Annotated in this window: 11 protein-coding genes and 1 tRNA gene; 1 reads left to right on the plus strand and 11 read right to left on the minus strand. The window is 36.0% G+C overall.

Annotated elements, in window-relative coordinates; genetic code table 11:
• Positions 1-4069, minus strand: a 4069-nt coding sequence (locus tag GBH57_RS09970; RefSeq protein WP_151674359.1) for an Ig-like domain-containing protein, incomplete at its 3' end; no start/stop codon positions are given.
• Between the two features lie 551 nt (positions 4070-4620).
• Here GBH57_RS09970 and GBH57_RS09975 point away from each other — a divergent pair.
• On the plus strand, positions 4621-6231 hold the full coding sequence (locus GBH57_RS09975; protein ID WP_151674360.1) for a peptide chain release factor 3: 1611 nt from the start codon (positions 4621-4623) through the stop codon (positions 6229-6231).
• 101 nt (positions 6232-6332) lie between these two features.
• On the opposite strand, the gene GBH57_RS09980 is transcribed toward GBH57_RS09975, so the two are convergent.
• From GBH57_RS09980 to GBH57_RS10025, 10 genes are all read right to left on the minus strand, one after another.
• Positions 6333-6647, minus strand: coding sequence for a DUF3467 domain-containing protein (locus tag GBH57_RS09980; protein ID WP_151674361.1), 315 nt, complete (start codon positions 6645-6647; stop codon positions 6333-6335).
• Positions 6648-6870: 223 nt separating this feature from the next.
• On the minus strand, positions 6871-11175 hold the full coding sequence (gene rpoC / locus GBH57_RS09985) for a DNA-directed RNA polymerase subunit beta' (protein WP_151674362.1): 4305 nt from the start codon (positions 11173-11175) through the stop codon (positions 6871-6873).
• 109 nt (positions 11176-11284) lie between these two features.
• Complete coding sequence (rpoB, locus tag GBH57_RS09990) at positions 11285-15097, minus strand: DNA-directed RNA polymerase subunit beta (protein ID WP_151674363.1); 3813 nt, start codon at positions 15095-15097, stop codon at positions 11285-11287.
• 134 nt (positions 15098-15231) lie between these two features.
• A complete protein-coding gene (rplL, locus tag GBH57_RS09995) occupies positions 15232-15606 on the minus strand; it encodes a 50S ribosomal protein L7/L12 (RefSeq protein WP_151674364.1) in 375 nt (124 codons plus the stop codon).
• A gap of 51 nt (positions 15607-15657) precedes the next feature.
• On the minus strand, positions 15658-16179 hold the full coding sequence (gene rplJ / locus GBH57_RS10000) for a 50S ribosomal protein L10 (protein WP_151674365.1): 522 nt from the start codon (positions 16177-16179) through the stop codon (positions 15658-15660).
• Positions 16180-16191: 12 nt separating this feature from the next.
• Positions 16192-16887, minus strand: a complete 696-nt coding sequence (rplA, locus tag GBH57_RS10005) for a 50S ribosomal protein L1 (protein ID WP_151674366.1) — start codon at positions 16885-16887, stop codon at positions 16192-16194.
• Positions 16888-16901: 14 nt separating this feature from the next.
• A complete protein-coding gene (rplK, locus tag GBH57_RS10010; RefSeq protein WP_151674367.1) occupies positions 16902-17342 on the minus strand; it encodes a 50S ribosomal protein L11 in 441 nt (146 codons plus the stop codon).
• A gap of 73 nt (positions 17343-17415) precedes the next feature.
• Positions 17416-17970 carry a transcription termination/antitermination protein NusG gene (gene nusG / locus GBH57_RS10015; RefSeq protein ID WP_151674368.1) on the minus strand — a complete coding sequence of 185 codons (555 nt, stop codon included), beginning with the start codon at positions 17968-17970 and terminating at the stop codon, positions 17416-17418.
• Positions 17971-17975: 5 nt separating this feature from the next.
• Complete coding sequence (gene secE, locus GBH57_RS10020) at positions 17976-18161, minus strand: preprotein translocase subunit SecE (RefSeq protein ID WP_151674369.1); 186 nt, start codon at positions 18159-18161, stop codon at positions 17976-17978.
• A 100-nt stretch (positions 18162-18261) separates the two neighbouring features.
• Positions 18262-18334 (minus strand) — tRNA-Trp (locus GBH57_RS10025).
• Positions 18335-18469 lie beyond the last annotated feature (135 nt).

The raw sequence follows: 18469 nt of genomic DNA on the forward strand, positions 1-18469 counted from the left end.
ATACTGGAGAACCATTATCACAAATTTCATATGTGAAAGTATCTTCTCCTGTAAAATTAGGATCTGGTGTGTAAGTTACTGTTCCATCAGGATTAAGAACTGCTGTACCATTTGCTGGATCTGTTACCGAACCTGGCGTTACAGCAATCATATCTCCATCAGGATCAAAATCATTTGATAACACTACAACATCTACTGGCTCGCCAACTTCCGTTGTGTTTGTATCGTTATTTGCTACAGGTGGATTGTTCTGATCATTCACTGGAATATCTGAAACTTCGATGACAACATTTGCTGTATCACAAGCTTGTGGCGTTCCATCATCACATATAGTATATGTGAACATATCAGTTCCTACAAAATCAGTAGCAGGTGTGTAAGTGTATGTTCCGTCAGGATTAACAACTACACTTCCATTTGATGGTTGTGTATTTGATGTTACCACCTGAGTGTTTCCTTCTTCGTCTTCATCATTTGTCAATACGTTGCCGTCAACAGCTACATTAATAAATGTATCGTTAATATCATCGATAGCATCTGTACAATTTGATAAGATATCAATATCAACATCAATAGTACAACCGTTACCATCTACAACAGTTACCACATAAGTTCCTGCCGCTAAATCTGTAAAAATTCCATTAGCTTGACCAGTTGCACCATCTAGACTGTAACTATAAGGAAGTGTTCCTCCTTGTGCCGAAACAGTCACACTACTTTCCGCTCCACAAAGAACATCCACTTGAGAGTCAACCTGCGCTGTTAATTCAGCGGCCGGCTCTAAAACTTCTGCACTATCATTAAGTCTACACCCATTAACATCTGTAATGACAACACTATAAACTCCAGCTGAAAGCGTATTAATATCTTCTGTTGTTGCTCCATTACTCCAAGCAAAACTATAAGGCGCTGTTCCACCTGAAACTGTTAAATCTAATGAACCAGTTGATTCTCCAAAACAAAGCACACTATTAACTGCAATACCTGAACTTAAAACATTTGGCTCTATAACTGTTGCGTTTGCTGTAGCTGTACATAAAGTAACTGTATCTGTAACTGTAATTGTATAAACACCTCCTGCTAGTGCCGAAATATCTTCTGTTGTCGCTCCATTATCCCAAGAGTACGTAAAGTTTCCTGAACCTCCTGTTATTGTAGCATCTACAGTACCATCACTATCACCATTACAAGTTACACCGGAAGGTGTAGCAGTTACAGCTAAGTTTTGGCAACTTCCTGGGTTCACAACAGTTGTTGCAGTCGACACACATCCATTTGCATCAGTAACTGTTACAGTGTACGTCCCTTCATCAAGACCTGTTATTGTTTGAGTAGTTTGACCTCCTGGAGCCCAAGAGTATGCATATACTGGTGTTCCTCCCGAAACATTAGCAGTTGCAGTTCCATCATTTGTTGTTGGTCCACTCTCATCTGTTGATGAGGCACTAACATCTAATGCGTTTGTTGGCTCTGTTATTGTTACACTTTGTTCAACTGGTAAACATACCGTACCATCTATTGTTACACTTACTGTATACACACCTGCACCTTGACCACTAATTGTACTAGAAGTTACTCCAGCGTCAGTTTGCACTGGAACAGTATTCCACACAAAAGTATAAGTAGCAGATGGATTAGCAATCGAACTAGCACTTACCGTTGCCGAACCTGTTGTATCAGAAGTACACAACACATTAGTTACATTATCTACCGCAATTACTTGATCACAAGTATTTGAACAATCGATAACAACCGTTTGTTCCAAAGTACAATTATTTGCATCTGTTACAACAACAGTATGATTTCCTGATGGTAAATTTGAAGCCGTAGCACCTGTTTGGCTACCAGCACTAGCGCTCCATTGATAAGTATATGGTCCTGTTCCACCACTAGCAGACGCAGTAGCTTCTCCATCAGCACATCCTTGAGCATTAGTCGCATTTACCTTAGTAATTACAATACCTATTGGCGATGACGGCTCTTCTATGTTTATTCCATTTTGAGCTAATGTACAATCTTTTGCATCAGTAACTATTACTGAATAACTACCAGCCGGAAGACTTGAAACATCTTCTGTAGCCGCTCCATTACTCCAAGCATATGTATAAGGAGCAGTTCCACCAGAAACAGTAATATTTACTGATCCCGTACTAGCACCATTACACAATACATCTACCTTAGTAAATGAAATATTTAATCCTTCATTTGGACCAGAAACAGAAAAACTAACTTCTTTCTCACAACCATTAGCATCTTCTACTACAATAGTATATTGACCTACAGCTAAATTAGTTATGTCTTGAGTACTTGCACCGTTATCCCAAGAATAAGTATATCCTGACGTCCCACCTGAAACAGATATATCAATCGCTCCCGTAGAAGCGCCAAAACAAGAAACATCAGTTACAACTCCTGTTATTACAATATCTTCAGCTGGCTGACCTATAGTATATGTATCAGAATCAGAACATCCGTTTGCCCCTGTTACTGTAACCGTATAGTCCCCAGCAGGTACATTCTCTAAATCTTCTGTAGTTGCTCCATTACTCCAAGCATATGTATAAGGAGCAGTTCCACCACTTACGTTAATATTAATAGCACCAGTACTAGCTCCATAACAAGCTACGTCTGTTATTGCTCCTATTTCTACTTCTATAAAAGTTACTGTTGTAGAAACATCACTTTCACATTCAGTATTTATATTTTTCACTGTAATCTCATAAGAACCTTCTCCTATATTAGGAAAAACTGTAGATGCTTGAAAAGCTCCACCATCTAAAGAATACTCGTATTGTGATCCTAATGGAGAAACAACTGTAATCTGAGCAACATTATTATTACCTGGACAACTCACTTCTACAACAGCAGGATCAGGTAAAGGATAAAACTCAACAGTTATCGTTGCCGTATCACAAATTACTTCATTTGGAGCCGGTAAACAAACCCCATAATCAAAACTGATTACACCCACAAAACCAGGAGTAGGTACAAGTGTATAAGTTCCATCCGCGTTTAAACTAAATGACTGCACTGCTCCAGCTGGAGAAGGTGCAGATTCTACACTATATACTGATGTTTCAGGGACATTATTTTCTTCAGCTATATCACCATTAAAAATTGAGTCTTCACAACCATATTTCTCTAAATCTTCTGCATAACGTTGTAGTATAAAGAATTTACCATCACCGTGATCTCTAGTAGCAGCAACAAACTCAATTCTAGTAATAAAAGAACCCGTAGGAGCAACATCACTTAATTGAAAAAGTGCAATCGCTATATCTTGGCTATTTTCATATTCACGTCCTGAACTCCAATAATCAGAATTACCCAAAGGAGGGCTATATCCTAAATTTCTATAATCTTGCCCATCATTATTAACAAAAGTGTCACCTAAAACCTGCTCAGAACCTCCACCTGCTGGTATTCCAATCATTCTTATATAATAACAGTTGTTTCCACCTCTTTCCGTAACCGCTAAAACACCTCCTTCATTAGAAGGAAGCGCAGGGTCATAAAATATAGTTTGTAATTGAGCATCAGTCTCCGGCACTCCATTAGTACCATTAGCAGCATCAAAATCACCACAAATATCTCTACCAACAGGATTAGCTTCAAAATAGTGATTTAAGTTTTTATCTTGAAATGCAGCTATTGCACTAGTATCCCATAAATTATTATCATTTACATTTAAAGTTGCCGTAGCACTAGTACTCACAATTTGCACTCCATTTAACCATAAGTGATTTCGAGAATGATTTATTACAGATCCACCGTTCCCTAATCGTGTCAATTGATAAAAAGTAGGAATTGCAAATTTATCAAACACAGTAGCCTCATTACCGTCGTTAATTATAATAGAGCGTATTGATGCAGGTCTATTATTCTCTGATGTATCTATATCGCCATTAAAGTTGATATCCTGTATATCATTCCATTGAAATGTTACACCACTTTGCACTGAAGGAGACTGAGTTCCTATTTGCGCAAATAAGCTTGATGAAAACAAAACAACAATCGAGAACAAGACTGCGTTCCAGTTAATGTTAAGATGAGTAATAGTTTTATACATAGTAATTAATTTATATGAAATATTAATTCCATAAAGGTTTATTCTTTTAGATAACGCAAATATAAGAGCATAAAAGCCTACACATTCTATTAATATAGGGGTATTAGCTAAAGAGCATTAAATACTCGTTCAAATACTATTTTACCTTAATATTCACTATAAATGTTGTAGGAACCGCAGTCACTACACTAAGCAAAATTGCAGTAAAACCACGCATTTATACCTATTGTGGTTGTAGGAAAAATTACTTTCACAATCAAAATTACACTAAATCATTATCACCTATTATTTCATTTATTTAAAAAATAATTAAAACATATGTTAAAATTTAAAACAAGCAATATCAACATAGCTTAACAAATTATTAACACACAGGTATAAACGATTAAGTACAAATATATTCGATAAAGTGTATTTGTACATTTCTGTTATCAAACTTAATATGTAGGTAAATTCCCTCAATTCGGTGCAATTTACTTAAACATTAGTTCGATAAAGAAGTTTAACCTTTCACAAACTAAACTTATCTTTGTGGTATAATTTTATAGAAAATGTCATTACAAAAAGAAATAGATAGACGTAAAACCTTTGGTATCATATCACACCCAGATGCAGGTAAAACAACACTTACCGAGAAACTATTATTATTTGGAGGTGCTATTCAAGAAGCCGGAGCCGTTAAAAGTAACAAGATAAAAAAGGGAGCTACAAGTGACTTTATGGAGATTGAACGCCAGCGTGGTATCTCGGTTGCAACTTCCGTTTTGGCATTTGAATATGATGGAATAAAAATAAACATATTAGATACCCCTGGACACAAAGATTTTGCTGAAGATACATTTAGAACACTAACCGCCGTAGACAGTGTTATTATTGTTATTGATGTTGCAAAGGGTGTTGAGGAACAAACAGAAAAATTAGTTGAAGTTTGTCGAATGCGTAATATTCCAATGATCGTTTTTGTGAATAAATTAGATCGTGAAGGAAAAGATGCTTTTGAACTACTTGATGAGATTGAACAAAAACTACATCTTAAAGTAACACCACTCTCCTTCCCTATTGGTATGGGCTACGATTTTAAAGGTATATACAATATTTGGGAAAAGAATGTTAACCTCTTTAGTGGAGATAGCCGTAAAAATATAGAAGAAACCATAGAGATTGAAGATCTTGCTAATAAAGAATTAGACGAGCTAATAGGTGAAAAAGCCTCAGAAACGTTGAGAGAAGAGCTGGAACTTGTTGAAGGTATATACCCTAAATTTGACAGAGTTGCTTACTTGGCTGCAGAATTACAACCCGTATTTTTTGGTTCAGCGTTAAATAATTTTGGTGTTAGAGAGTTACTAGACTGTTTTATCCAAATAGCACCTAAACCACAACCAAAGTCAAGTAACACAAGACTAGTTAAACCAGAGGAAAAAGAATTTTCAGGTTTTGTATTTAAAATACATGCTAATATGGACCCTAAACACAGAGACCGTTTAGCTTTTGTGAAAATTGTATCAGGAACTTTTGAAAGAAATACTAATTACATGCACGTACGCAATGGTAAGAAGATGAAATTTTCAAGCCCAAACGCATTTTTTGCAGAAAAGAAACAAATTGTGGATGTATCATACCCAGGAGACATTGTAGGCTTGCATGATACCGGTAATTTTAAAATAGGAGACACACTAACAGAAGGGGAAGAAATGAAATACAAAGGCATCCCTAGCTTCTCTCCCGAGTTCTTTAAGTATATTAATAACGCAGACCCAATGAAGAGCAAACAACTTGAAAAAGGAATTGATCAATTAATGGATGAAGGAGTTGCACAATTATTTACTTTAGAACTTAATGGACGTAAGGTTGTTGGTACTGTAGGAGCGCTACAGTTTGAAGTAATTCAATATAGACTAGAACACGAATACGGTGCTACCTGTCGTTATGAAAACCTTAATGTTCATAAAGCTTGCTGGGTAGAACCTAAAGACCCTAAAAGTGACGAGTTTAAAGATTTCAAAAGGGTTAAATCTAAATTCCTAGCGAAAGACAAAAGAGGGCAGTTGGTATTCTTTGCAGATTCAGCTTTTACATTACAGATGACACAAAGTAAATACCCAAATGTAAAGCTTCATTTTGTAAGTGAGTTTGAGAAAAATGAAAAAGCTAAAGCATAGTTTGAAAAATTAACAGTATAAATAAACCCGCATATGTAATCCAAATAGGCATTAAATATGCGGGTTTTTCCTTGTCTAAATTATTAGATAATAAACATGTATTAGGCTTCTCCTGTTGGCCCAAAGTTGATTGGAATAGAAGGCTGCTTCTGCCCTTTGATAACACCATGTTGTTGCTCAAATCGCGACACATTTTCCTGTAATGCTTTCACTAATCGCTTTGCATGCTCTGGGGTTAATATTATTCTAGATTTAACCTTATTCTTAGGTATACCAGGCATAATTGACACAAAATCAACTATAAACTCAGATTGAGAATGGTTGATAATTGCCAAATTACTGTAGATACCCTGCGCCACATCAGCGTCTAGTTCTATATTAATTTGGCCTTGTTTTGGTTTTTTATTTTCTTCCATATTTTGCGTTATTACTTCAGTAAAACTGATGAATTAATAATGTTATTTTAATAGATTTATTCTGAAATATTAATGTGTTAAATAATTAGAAAACAATTAATATTTCGGCACTGCCTTAAGCCTTAAAGGTATATAAAAAAGAAAATCCCGAAACGATTGTCACGGGATTTTCAAATATAATTTACAAGCCTTAACCTTTATTAAGGAACGATATTACTATCGATTAGTTATAATTAACTTCTTGCTTTTCTTGAGTCATTGCTTCTAACTCTTCTTTTGACCCTACAATTATAGTATCATACTTTCTCATACCGGTACCGGCAGGGATTTTATGTCCTACAATTACATTCTCCTTAAGACCTTCAAGTGTATCTATTTTACCTGCTACTGCAGCTTCGTTTAACACTTTAGTTGTCTCTTGGAAAGATGCAGCAGAAATAAACGATTTAGTCTGTAACGACGCTCTCGTAATACCTTGCAGAATAGGAGTTGCTGTTGCGTTAACGGCATCTCTTGCTTCTACTAAAGTTTTGTCTGCTCTTCTCAAAATAGAATTCTCATCACGCAACTCACGCATTGTAATAATCTGTCCTTCTTTAAGGTTTTCAGAATCACCAGCATTCTCAACCACTTTCATACCGAAAATCTTATCGTTTTCTATGATAAAATCTGACTTATGAACTAGTTGATTTTCTAGGAATAGCGTATCTCCACTATCAACAATACGTACTTTACGCATCATTTGGCGAACTACTACCTCAAAGTGCTTATCATTAATCTTCACACCTTGTAAACGATATACCTCTTGTACTTCATTTACTAAGTATTGCTGAACTGCTGATGGCCCTTTAATTCTTAAAATATCCTCAGGAGTAATTGATCCATCTGAAAGTGGCATACCAGCTCTCACATAATCATTTTCCTGTACTAGTATCTGGTTACTTAATTTAACCAAGTACTTCATTACTTCACCTAACTTAGACTCAACGATGATTTCACGGTTACCACGTTTGATTTTTCCGAAAGAAACAACTCCATCAATCTCACTAACGACAGCAGGATTAGAAGGGTTACGTGCTTCGAATAATTCAGTTACACGTGGAAGACCCCCTGTAATATCACCCGCTTTCGCAGATTTACGTGGAATCTTAACTAAGATTTTTCCAATCTTAATTTTCTCACTATCATCAACTTGAATTAAAGCCCCTACTGGTAAGTTATACGAACGAATCACTTCATCCTTTTTACCTAATATCTGTAACGTAGGAATCTTTTTCTTATCTCTAGATTCTGTAATTACTTTTTCTTGGAAACCAGTTTGTTCATCAATCTCTACAGCATACGTAATACCTTGTTCAATATTTTCGTAACGTATCTTACCTGCAAATTCTGAAATAATTACACCATTATATGGATCCCATTGTGAAACAATGTCACCAGCTTTAAGCATATCTCCATCTTTTACATAGATAGTAGAACCGTATTGAATGTTATTAGTACTTAATGTAATACCAGTTTTCTTATCAATCAATTTAAGCTCTGATGTACGAGAGATCACGATATCAATATCATTCCCTTCACTATCTTGACCTTTAACTGTTTTCAAATCTTCTATTTCAGCTTTACCATCAAACTTAACTTTAAGTTTATTTTCTTCTGAAATGTTACCTGCAATACCTCCTACGTGGAATGTACGTAATGTAAGCTGTGTTCCTGGTTCACCAATAGACTGTGCAGCTACAACACCAACAGCTTCCCCTCGTTGTACCATTTTATTAGTAGCTAAATTTCTACCGTAACATTGAGCACAAATACCTTTTTGCGCTTCACATGTTAATGCAGAACGTACTTCAACTGATTCAATTGGAGATGCTTCAATTTTAGCTGCTATAGCTTCATCAATATGTTGACCGCTTTCAACAAGTACCTCTTTCGTTAATGGATTAACTACATCATTCAATGCAGTACGACCAACAATTCTTGCTTTAAGTTTTTCAACTATTTCTTCATTTTTCTTTAAAGCTTGTACCTCAATACCTCTTAGGGTACCACAGTCTTCTGTGTTTACAATAACATCTTGAGAAACATCTACAAGTCTACGAGTTAAGTAACCTGCATCGGCCGTTTTAAGGGCTGTATCGGCAAGTCCTTTACGTGCACCGTGAGTTGAGATAAAGTATTCAAGAATTGAAAGTCCTTCCTTAAAGTTAGAAAGAATTGGGTTTTCAATAATTTCTCCTCCTCCACTATTCGATTTCTTAGGCTTTGCCATTAATCCACGCATACCTGTAAGCTGACGAATCTGTTCTTTAGATCCACGAGCTCCAGAATCAAGCATCATATATACCGAGTTAAATCCTTGTTGATCTTCTCTAATACGCTTCATTGATAACTCCGTAAGCGCCGCATTGGTTGCTGTCCAAATATCAATTACTTGATTATAACGTTCGTTTTGAGTAATAAGACCCATGTTGTAGTTAGATCTAATTCCATCAACCTTTTCGTTCGCTTCATCAATCATTGGGTACTTCTCTGCAGGAATAATAATATCCCCTAATGAGAATGATAACCCTCCTTCAAATGCAAACTTATATCCTAATGTTTTAATTTCGTCAAGGAAAGCTGCTGTAACTGGTACAGATGTTTTAGCTAAAATACCACCAATAATATCTCTTAGAGATTTCTTAGTCAATACCTCATTAATATATCCTGCCGCTTCTGGAACGTTTTGATTAAAGATTACTCTTCCTAAAGTTGTTTCAATAATCTGATAAACAAGCTCACCTTCTTCATTAAAATCTTTTGTTCGAATCTTAATTTGAGCATTCAAATCAACCATCTTCTCATTGTAAGCAATAACTGCTTCCTCAGCTGAGTAGAACGTTAATCCTTCACCCTTAACTTTTAATTCTGGTGTAGACAACTTAAGTTTAGTCATATAATAAAGACCAAGTACCATATCCTGAGAAGGTACTGCTACTGGAGCACCATTTGCTGGATTAAGAATATTGTGAGATGCCAACATTAATAATTGACATTCTAATATAGCTTCTGGTCCTAATGGAAGGTGTACTGCCATTTGATCCCCATCAAAATCGGCGTTAAATGCCGTACATACTAATGGGTGTAATTGGATAGCTTTTCCTTCAATTAATTTAGGTTGGAATGCTTGTATACCTAGACGGTGAAGAGTAGGCGCACGGTTAAGCATAACAGGGTGTCCTTTCAATACATTTTCAAGGATATCCCAAACAACTGGTTCTTTTTTATCTATAATTTTCTTTGCAGATTTTACAGTCTTAACAATACCTCTTTCGATTAACTTACGAATCACAAAAGGCTTGTATAATTCAGCTGCCATTCCTTTAGGAATACCGCATTCGAATAATTTTAATTCTGGTCCTACAACAATTACAGAACGTGCAGAATAATCAACACGTTTACCAAGTAAGTTTTGACGGAAACGTCCTTGCTTACCTTTCAATGAATCTGATAGAGATTTCAATGGACGGTTACTATCTGTTTTAACTGCTGAAGATTTACGTGTATTATCAAACAGTGAATCCACTGCCTCTTGTAACATACGCTTTTCGTTACGTAAAATTACTTCAGGAGCTTTAATCTCCATCAAACGTTTTAAACGGTTGTTACGAATAATTACACGACGATATAAATCATTTAAATCTGAAGTTGCAAAACGACCACCATCTAATGGTACTAATGGACGTAATTCTGGTGGAATAATTGGCACCACCTTCATTATCATCCAAGCTGCTTTGTTTTCACGATTCTTGTTTGCATCACGTAAAGCCTCTACAACTTGAAGTCTTTTAAGAGCCTCCGTTTTACGTTGTTTAGAAGTTTCGTTATTTGCTTTATGACGTAACTCAAATGACAATGCATCTAAGTCTATACGGTCTAATAAATCGATTAGACACTCAGCTCCCATTTTAGCGATAAACTTATTTGGATCTGAATCGTCTAAATATAAATTCTCTTGAGGAAGACTATCTAAAATAGTTAAATATTCTTCTTCTGTTAAGAAATCTAATTTTTGTACTGGATCACCTTCTTCATTTTTAGCAATACCAGGCTGAATTACTACGTAACGTTCGTAGTAAATAATCATATCTAATTTCTTAGATGGTAAGCCTAAAAGGTATCCAATTTTGTTTGGTAAGCTACGGAAATACCAAATATGTGCAACCGGTACTACCAAATTAATATGGCCCACACGGTCACGACGTACTTTTTTCTCTGTTACTTCAACACCACAACGGTCACATACGATTCCCTTGTAACGTATTCTTTTATATTTTCCACAAGCACATTCGTAATCCTTTACAGGTCCAAAAATACGCTCACAAAATAAACCGTCACGCTCTGGTTTGTGCGTACGGTAGTTAATTGTCTCTGGTTTTAATACTTCACCACGCGACTCTGCTAAAATCTTCTCAGGAGAGGATAATCCAATAGAAATTTTATTGAATTTTGGTGCTGCTTGTTCTCTGTTATTATTTCTTGCCATAATGCTGTAAAATAAACTTTGTTGTTATTGAAATGGAAATTCTAATCGATGTTTAAAATTTCCGAAGAAAATGTCTAAAATCCCCATGACGAATCACGGGGTTCTAAGATTATTCTTCTAATCTGATATCAAGCCCAAGACCTTTCAATTCGTGCATTAACACGTTAAAAGATTCAGGTAAACCTGGTTCCGGCATAGCTTCTCCTTTTACGATTGCTTCGTAAGTTTTAGCTCTTCCTATTACATCATCAGACTTAACCGTCAATATTTCACGTAGGGTGCTCGATGCTCCATAAGCTTCAAGTGCCCATACTTCCATCTCACCAAAACGCTGTCCACCAAACTGAGCTTTACCTCCTAATGGTTGTTGTGTAATTAATGAGTATGGTCCAATAGAACGTGCGTGCATCTTATCGTCTACCATATGCCCTAATTTAAGCATATAAATAACTCCTACTGTTGCAGGTTGATCGAAACGTTGTCCTGTTCCTCCATCAAATAAGTATGTATGTCCGTATCTTGGAATTCCTGCTTCATCAGTCAAATCATTGATTTGATCAATTGTTGCACCATCAAAAATAGGTGTAGCATACTTGCGACCTAATTTTTGACCTGCCCAACCTAAAACAGTTTCATAGATTTGTCCAATGTTCATACGAGATGGTACCCCAAGAGGGTTCAACACGATATCTACTGGTGATCCATCTTCTAAGAAAGGCATATCTTCTTCACGTACGATACGTGCTACAATACCTTTGTTACCGTGACGCCCTGCCATTTTATCACCTACTTTTAATTTACGTTTTTTAGCAACATAAATTTTTGCAAGTTTTAGAATACCTGCAGGAAGTTCATCTCCTACAGAGATTGTAAACTTCTCACGACGTAAACTTCCTTGAAGATCATTTTCTTTAATACGGTAGTTATGCATTAAATCTGCAACCATTTGATTGGTTTCATCATCAGTTGCCCAAACACCACCTACTAAATGCGTATAATCATCTACAGCGTTCAACATTTTCAATGTGTACTTTTTACCTTTAGGGAATACTACTTCACCTAAATCATTAGTAACACCTTGAGCTGTTTTACCACCAACAATAGCAAATAGTTTGTCTACAAGAACATCTTTTAATGCATCAAATTTTGCATCATACTTCACTTCAAGTGCAGCGATATCCTCTTTGTCTTTTGCTCTTTTACGCTTATCTTTTATTGCTCTTGCGAACAATTTCTTATTAATTACAACACCGTGTAATGATGGAGATGCTTTTAAAGATGCATCTTTTACATCACCAGCTTTATCACCGAATATAGCACGAAGTAATTTTTCTTCTGGAGTTGGATCAGATTCTCCTTTTGGAGTAATCTTACCAATTAATATATCACCAGGCTTAACCTCTGCTCCTATACGGATCATTCCGTGTTCATCTAAGTCTTTAGTAGCCTCTTCAGAAACATTAGGAATGTCATTAGTTAATTCTTCGTTCCCTAATTTAGTATCACGAACTTCTAAAGAATATTCATCAATATGAATAGATGTAAAGATATCTTCACGTACTACACGTTCAGAAATTACAATGGCATCCTCAAAGTTGTATCCTTTCCAAGGCATAAAAGCAACTTTCATATTACGACCTAAAGCTAGCTCTCCTTTTTCGGTAGCGTACCCTTGACATAATACTTGTCCTTTTTGTACTCTATCACCTTGTGAAACGATAGGCTTCAAGTTGATAGATGTTCCTTGGTTAGTTTTTCTAAATTTAACTAATTGATATGTCTTCTCATCACTATCAAAACTTACCATTGCAGCACTCTCTGTACGATCATACTTAATAGTAATTTCTCTAGCATCAACACTTACAACAGAACCATCGCCTTCTGCATTAATAAGTACACGAGAGTCAGAAGCAACTTGGCGCTCTAATCCTGTACCTACAATAGGCGAATCTGCAATCAATAAAGGTACAGCCTGACGCATCATGTTAGATCCCATCAATGCACGGTTGGCATCATCATGTTCCAAGAAAGGAATTAATGAAGCTGAAATACTAGCAATTTGATTAGGAGCAACATCAGCATAGTTAATCTGATTTGGCTCAACAACTGGAAAATCACCTTCTTCACGAGCAATTACTCTATCTACATCAATAGTACCATTTTCTTTTAATGGTATGTTAGCCTGTGCAATCATCTGTCCTTCTTCTTCCTCTGCAGAAAGATATTGAGGTACAGTTTTCAAATCGATTACACCATCAGTTACTTTTCTGTAAGGTGTTTCTATAAATCCTAAGTTATTTACTTTAGCGTATACTGCTAAAGATGAAATAAGACCAATGTTAGGTCCTTCAGGAGTTTCAATTGGACAAAGTCTTCCGTAGTGTGTATAGTGTACATCACGTACCTCAAAACCTGCACGCTCACGAGATAAACCACCTGGTCCTAATGCTGAAAGTCTACGTTTATGTGTGATCTCTGCAAGAGGATTAGTTTGATCCATAAACTGTGATAGTTGGTTCGTTCCAAAAAACGAATTAATCACAGAAGATAATGTCTTAGCATTAATTAAATCAATAGGTGTAAAAACTTCATTATCACGCACATTCATACGCTCACGAATCGTTCTAGCCATACGAGCAAGACCTACACCAAACTGAGAAGATAATTGCTCACCTACTGTACGTACACGACGATTAGATAAGTGATCAATGTCATCAATCTCTGCTTTAGAGTTAATTAATTCAATTAAATATTTTACAATAGTTATAATATCTTCTTTAGTAAGCACTTGCTTATCCATAGCGATATCTAACTGTAATTTTTTATTCATTCTATAACGACCCACTTCACCTAAATTATATCTCTGGTCAGAGAAAAATAATTTATTGATGATTCCACGTGCTGTTTCTTCATCAGGCGGTTCAGCGTTACGTAATTGTCTGTAGATATGCTCAACAGCCTCTTTTTCAGAGTTCGTTGGATCTTTCTGTAATGTATTATGAATAATAGCATAATCTGCTAAATGATTATCCTCTTTATGTAAAAGAATAGTCTTTGAACCAGATTCAATTATTTCTTCGATATGATCTTTTTCAAGAACAGTATCACGATCTAATACAATTTCATTACGTTCAATTGATACTACTTCACCAGTATCTTCATCAACGAAATCCTCATGCCAAGTTTTCAACACACGTGCTGCTAACTTACGACCTAGGAATTTTTTCAATCCTGTTTTAGATGCTTTAACTTCTTCTGCAAGGTCAAAGATTTCAAGAATATCTTTATCTCTTTCGAAACCAATTGCACGGAAAAGTGTAGTAACAGGTAATTTTTTCTTTCTATCGATATATGCGTACATAACGCTATTAATATCAGTAGCAAATTCAATCCATGATCCTTTGAAAGGAATTACACGAGCAGAATATAATTTTGTTCCATTTGCGTGGAACGACTGTCCAAAAAATACACCAGGTGAACGGTGTAACTGAGAAACAACAACACGCTCAGCTCCATTGATACAGAATGTACCAGAAGGTGTCATATAAGGAATAGTACCTAAGTACACATCTTGTACAATTGTTTCGAAATCTTCGTGTTCAGGATCTGTACAATATAATTTTAGACGTGCTTTTAAAGGCACACTATAAGTTAAACCACGCTCAATACACTCTTGAATAGAGTATCTTGGTGGATCTACGAAATAATCTAAAAACTCTAGTACGAACTGGTTACGAGTGTCTGTAATAGGGAAATTCTCTAAGAAAGTCTTATAAAGTCCTTCTTGGCCTCTTTCTTCTGACTTGGTCTCTAATTGGAAAAAATCTTGGAAAGATTTTATTTGGATATCCAAAAAGTCCGGGTAGTCCGGCTTGTTTTGTACAGAAGAAAAATTCAATCTTTCAGTTAACGTTGCTGACATCTATGGACGGAATTTAATTAAAATAACTGTGTGAGCGTATACTCAAAAATGTACTAACCTTTATATACGCAAAATGGTTTAGGTCATCTCACGAATGAAATGACCTAAACCTTTAAGGTTTGGATGTGTTAAGCTTACTTAAGCTCAACCTCTGCTCCTGCTTCTTCTAATTGTGCTTTTAAAGCTTCAGCTTCGTCCTTTGAAACACCTTCCTTGATAGGAGATGGTGCGTTGTCTACTAATTCTTTTGCATCTTTAAGACCAGCTCCAGTTAATTCCTTAACTAGTTTTACAACTGCTAGTTTAGAAGAACCAGCTGCAGTAAGAATTACGTCAAATTCTGACTTTTCCTCTGCTGCGTCTCCACCAGCACCTCCACCAGCAGCAACAGCTACAGCTGCAGCAGCAGGCTCGATACCATACTCATCTTTTAATATTGTAGCTAATTCATTAACCTCTAATACGGTTAAGTTAACTAATTTTTCTGCGAAATCTTTTAAATCTGCCATTTTCTATCGTTTTAAAATTGTAATTTATTAATTGTAATTATTAGTGCTAATTTATTCTGCTCTTTCAGAAAGAGTTTTAACAAGTCCTGATAATGTGTTTCCACCACTCTTAAGTGCTGAAACAACGTTTTTAGCAGGAGATTGTAATAATCCGATGATATCACCGATAAGCTCTTCTTTAGATTTGATATTAACTAGGTTTTCTAGTTGATCATCTCCAACATATATAGCTTCTTCGATATATGCTCCTTTAAGTAAAGGCTTATCAGATTTTTTTCTGAATTCCTTAATTACTTTTGCTGGTGCATTACCAGTTTCTGAAAATAATAATGAAGTATTGCCTTTTAAAGTTCCGATTAAATCACCGAATTCCTTGTCACTACTTTCCATTGCTTTAGCAAGCAATGTATTCTTAACTACAGCCAACTTCACACCTGCTTTAAAGCAAGCACGACGTAGGTTTGAAGTAGCTCCTGCATCAAGTCCTGATATATCCGCAACATAAATTGTTGGGCTTTCTTGTAACTGAGCAGTCAAACTTTCGATTACTTGTGATTTTTCTTGTCTTGTCATAAGTTCTGGTTTTTACTGATCAGTAAATCTTTTAGTGTCTATCTCAACACTTGGACTCATTGTACTAGACATAAATATACTTTTGATATATAAACCTTTAGCAGCCTGAGGCTTCAATTTTACTAATGTAGTTAATAATTCTCTCGCGTTTCCAGCAATTTTTTCTGCATCAAAAGAAGCTTTACCTATTGCTGCGTGAACGATACCGTTTTTCTCAACTTTAAAGTCGATCTTACCAGCTTTCACATCTGAAACCGCTTTAGCAACGTCCATTGTTACCGTACCAGTCTTTGGGTTAGGCATAAGACCACGAGGTCCTAAAACACGACCTAAAGGCCCTAACTTACCCATCACACTAGGCATTGTTACAATTACGTCAACATCTGTCCAACCTCCTTTAATCTTATCGAGGTACTCATCTAATCCAACAAAGTCTGCACCGGCTGCTGTTGCTTCGGCTTCCTTATCTGGAGTAACCAATGCAAGCACCTTTACATCTTTACCAGTACCGTGAGGTAGGGTAACAACTCCTCTTACCATTTGGTTAGCTTTACGTGGGTCTACATTAAGACGCACCGCTAAATCCACAGAAGGATCAAAGTTTGTGCTGGAGATTTCTTTTATTAAAGCTGAAGCTTCTGCAACAGTATAGGCTCTATCCTCTACTTTTCCAGCAACTGCTTTTTGCTTTTTTGTTAATCTTGCCATTTTATAGATTCTTTTTAGTTAAAAGGTGCATCACCTTTTGTTTTGATTCCCATTGAACGAGCAGTTCCAGCAACCATTTTCATAGCACTTTCAACTGTGAACGCATTCAAATCGGGCATTTTGTCTTCTGCAATAGCTCTTACTTGATCCCAAGTAATAGTACCAACCTTCTTTACGTGAGGCTCACCAGATCCTTTTTTGATCTTTACAGCTTCAAGAATTTGAACTGCAGCTGGAGGAGTTTTAATAACAAAGTCAAAAGACTTGTCCTTATAAACCGTAATCGCAACTGGCAATACTTTTCCTTGCTTATCTTGTGTTCTAGCATTAAACTGCTTACAGAACTCCATGATATTCACACCGGCAGCACCTAAAGCTGGTCCAACTGGTGGTGACGGGTTAGCCGCACCTCCACGAACTTGCAATTTTACTACTTTACTGACTTCTTTTGCCATTTCTTAATTTTTGATTTGCGATTTCTTCTAAAGTGGAAGCCAAAGAAAAAACCTATTATCTAGCATGTAACAATTATACTTTTTCAACTTGCATATAACTTAATTCTAATGGAGTCTTTCTTCCGAAGATCTTAACCATTACCTCAAGTTTACGCTTCTCTTCGTTAATTTTTTCAACTGTACCATTGAAACCATTAAATGGACCATCAACAACTTTTACAGTCTCCCCAATAACGTAAGGGATATTTACATTCTCATCCTTAACAGAAAGCTCATCAACTTTTCCTAGCATTCTATTAACCTCAGCTTGTCTCAATGGAACAGGATCTCCTCCCTTAGTCTCTCCTAAGAAACCAATAACACCATTGATAGACTTTATAATGTGTGGTACCTCACCAGCAAGACTAGCTTGAATCATGATATAACCAGGAAAATAAACGCGCTCTTTGTTTGTTTTTTTTCCGTTACGTATTTGTATTACCTTTTCAGTAGGAACTAGAACCTGTTCTATATAATCCTCTAAATTAAGTCTCCCAATTTCAGATTCAATATACTCTTTGATCTTGTTTTCCTGTCCACTTACTGAACGGACCACATACCACTTTTTTGTACTTTTAGTTTCAGCCATTCTTATTATTTAATTAGATCAAAGTAATAAGCAATAACTTTTGAAAAAACACTATCTACTCCCCACACTACTAAAGCTAGTACTATAGAAAATACCGCAACTATTACAGTTAGACGCTGAGCTTCAGCCCAAGGAGTCCAAGTTACGTGGTTTTTCAATTCGTTATAAGACTCTTTAATATAATTTACCATTGTTGTAAAAGGTATTTATTATTCTTTCTGTATTTTCTGAAATACTAAATTTCAGAAGAACAAACACATCCTAATTAAATATTAGCTATGTTCCAAATTGCACGGGATGGGAGACTCGAACTCACGACACCTGGTTTTGGAGACCAGTGCTCTACCAACTGAGCTAATCCCGTATAATTAATTCAATAAATTGAATTTAGCTTTAGAGGTTTAACATTTCCATAGAAACTCCCCTAAAAAGACCCAACTCCTAACAGAAGCTAAACCTGTTATAAAAGTCAAGGCGTTCCGCAAAAACGGAACACCTT

It is taken from the genome of Patiriisocius marinus (assembly GCF_008974325.1).
GTDB classification, from domain to species: domain Bacteria; phylum Bacteroidota; class Bacteroidia; order Flavobacteriales; family Flavobacteriaceae; genus Patiriisocius; species Patiriisocius marinus.

Excerpts from the sequence above, each read along its gene's own strand:
- GBH57_RS09975 (WP_151674360.1), top strand. The coding sequence starts at position 4,621 with ATGTCATTACAAAAAGAAATAGATAGACGTAAAACCTTTGGTATCATA.
- GBH57_RS09980 (WP_151674361.1), bottom strand. The coding sequence starts at position 6,647 with ATGGAAGAAAATAAAAAACCAAAACAAGGCCAAATTAATATAGAACTA.
- rpoC (WP_151674362.1), bottom strand. The coding sequence starts at position 11,175 with ATGGCAAGAAATAATAACAGAGAACAAGCAGCACCAAAATTCAATAAA.
- rpoB (WP_151674363.1), bottom strand. The coding sequence starts at position 15,097 with ATGTCAGCAACGTTAACTGAAAGATTGAATTTTTCTTCTGTACAAAAC.
- rplL (WP_151674364.1), bottom strand. The coding sequence starts at position 15,606 with ATGGCAGATTTAAAAGATTTCGCAGAAAAATTAGTTAACTTAACCGTA.
- rplJ (WP_151674365.1), bottom strand. The coding sequence starts at position 16,179 with ATGACAAGACAAGAAAAATCACAAGTAATCGAAAGTTTGACTGCTCAG.
- rplA (WP_151674366.1), bottom strand. The coding sequence starts at position 16,887 with ATGGCAAGATTAACAAAAAAGCAAAAAGCAGTTGCTGGAAAAGTAGAG.
- rplK (WP_151674367.1), bottom strand. The coding sequence starts at position 17,342 with ATGGCAAAAGAAGTCAGTAAAGTAGTAAAATTGCAAGTTCGTGGAGGT.
- nusG (WP_151674368.1), bottom strand. The coding sequence starts at position 17,970 with ATGGCTGAAACTAAAAGTACAAAAAAGTGGTATGTGGTCCGTTCAGTA.
- secE (WP_151674369.1), bottom strand. The coding sequence starts at position 18,161 with ATGGTAAATTATATTAAAGAGTCTTATAACGAATTGAAAAACCACGTA.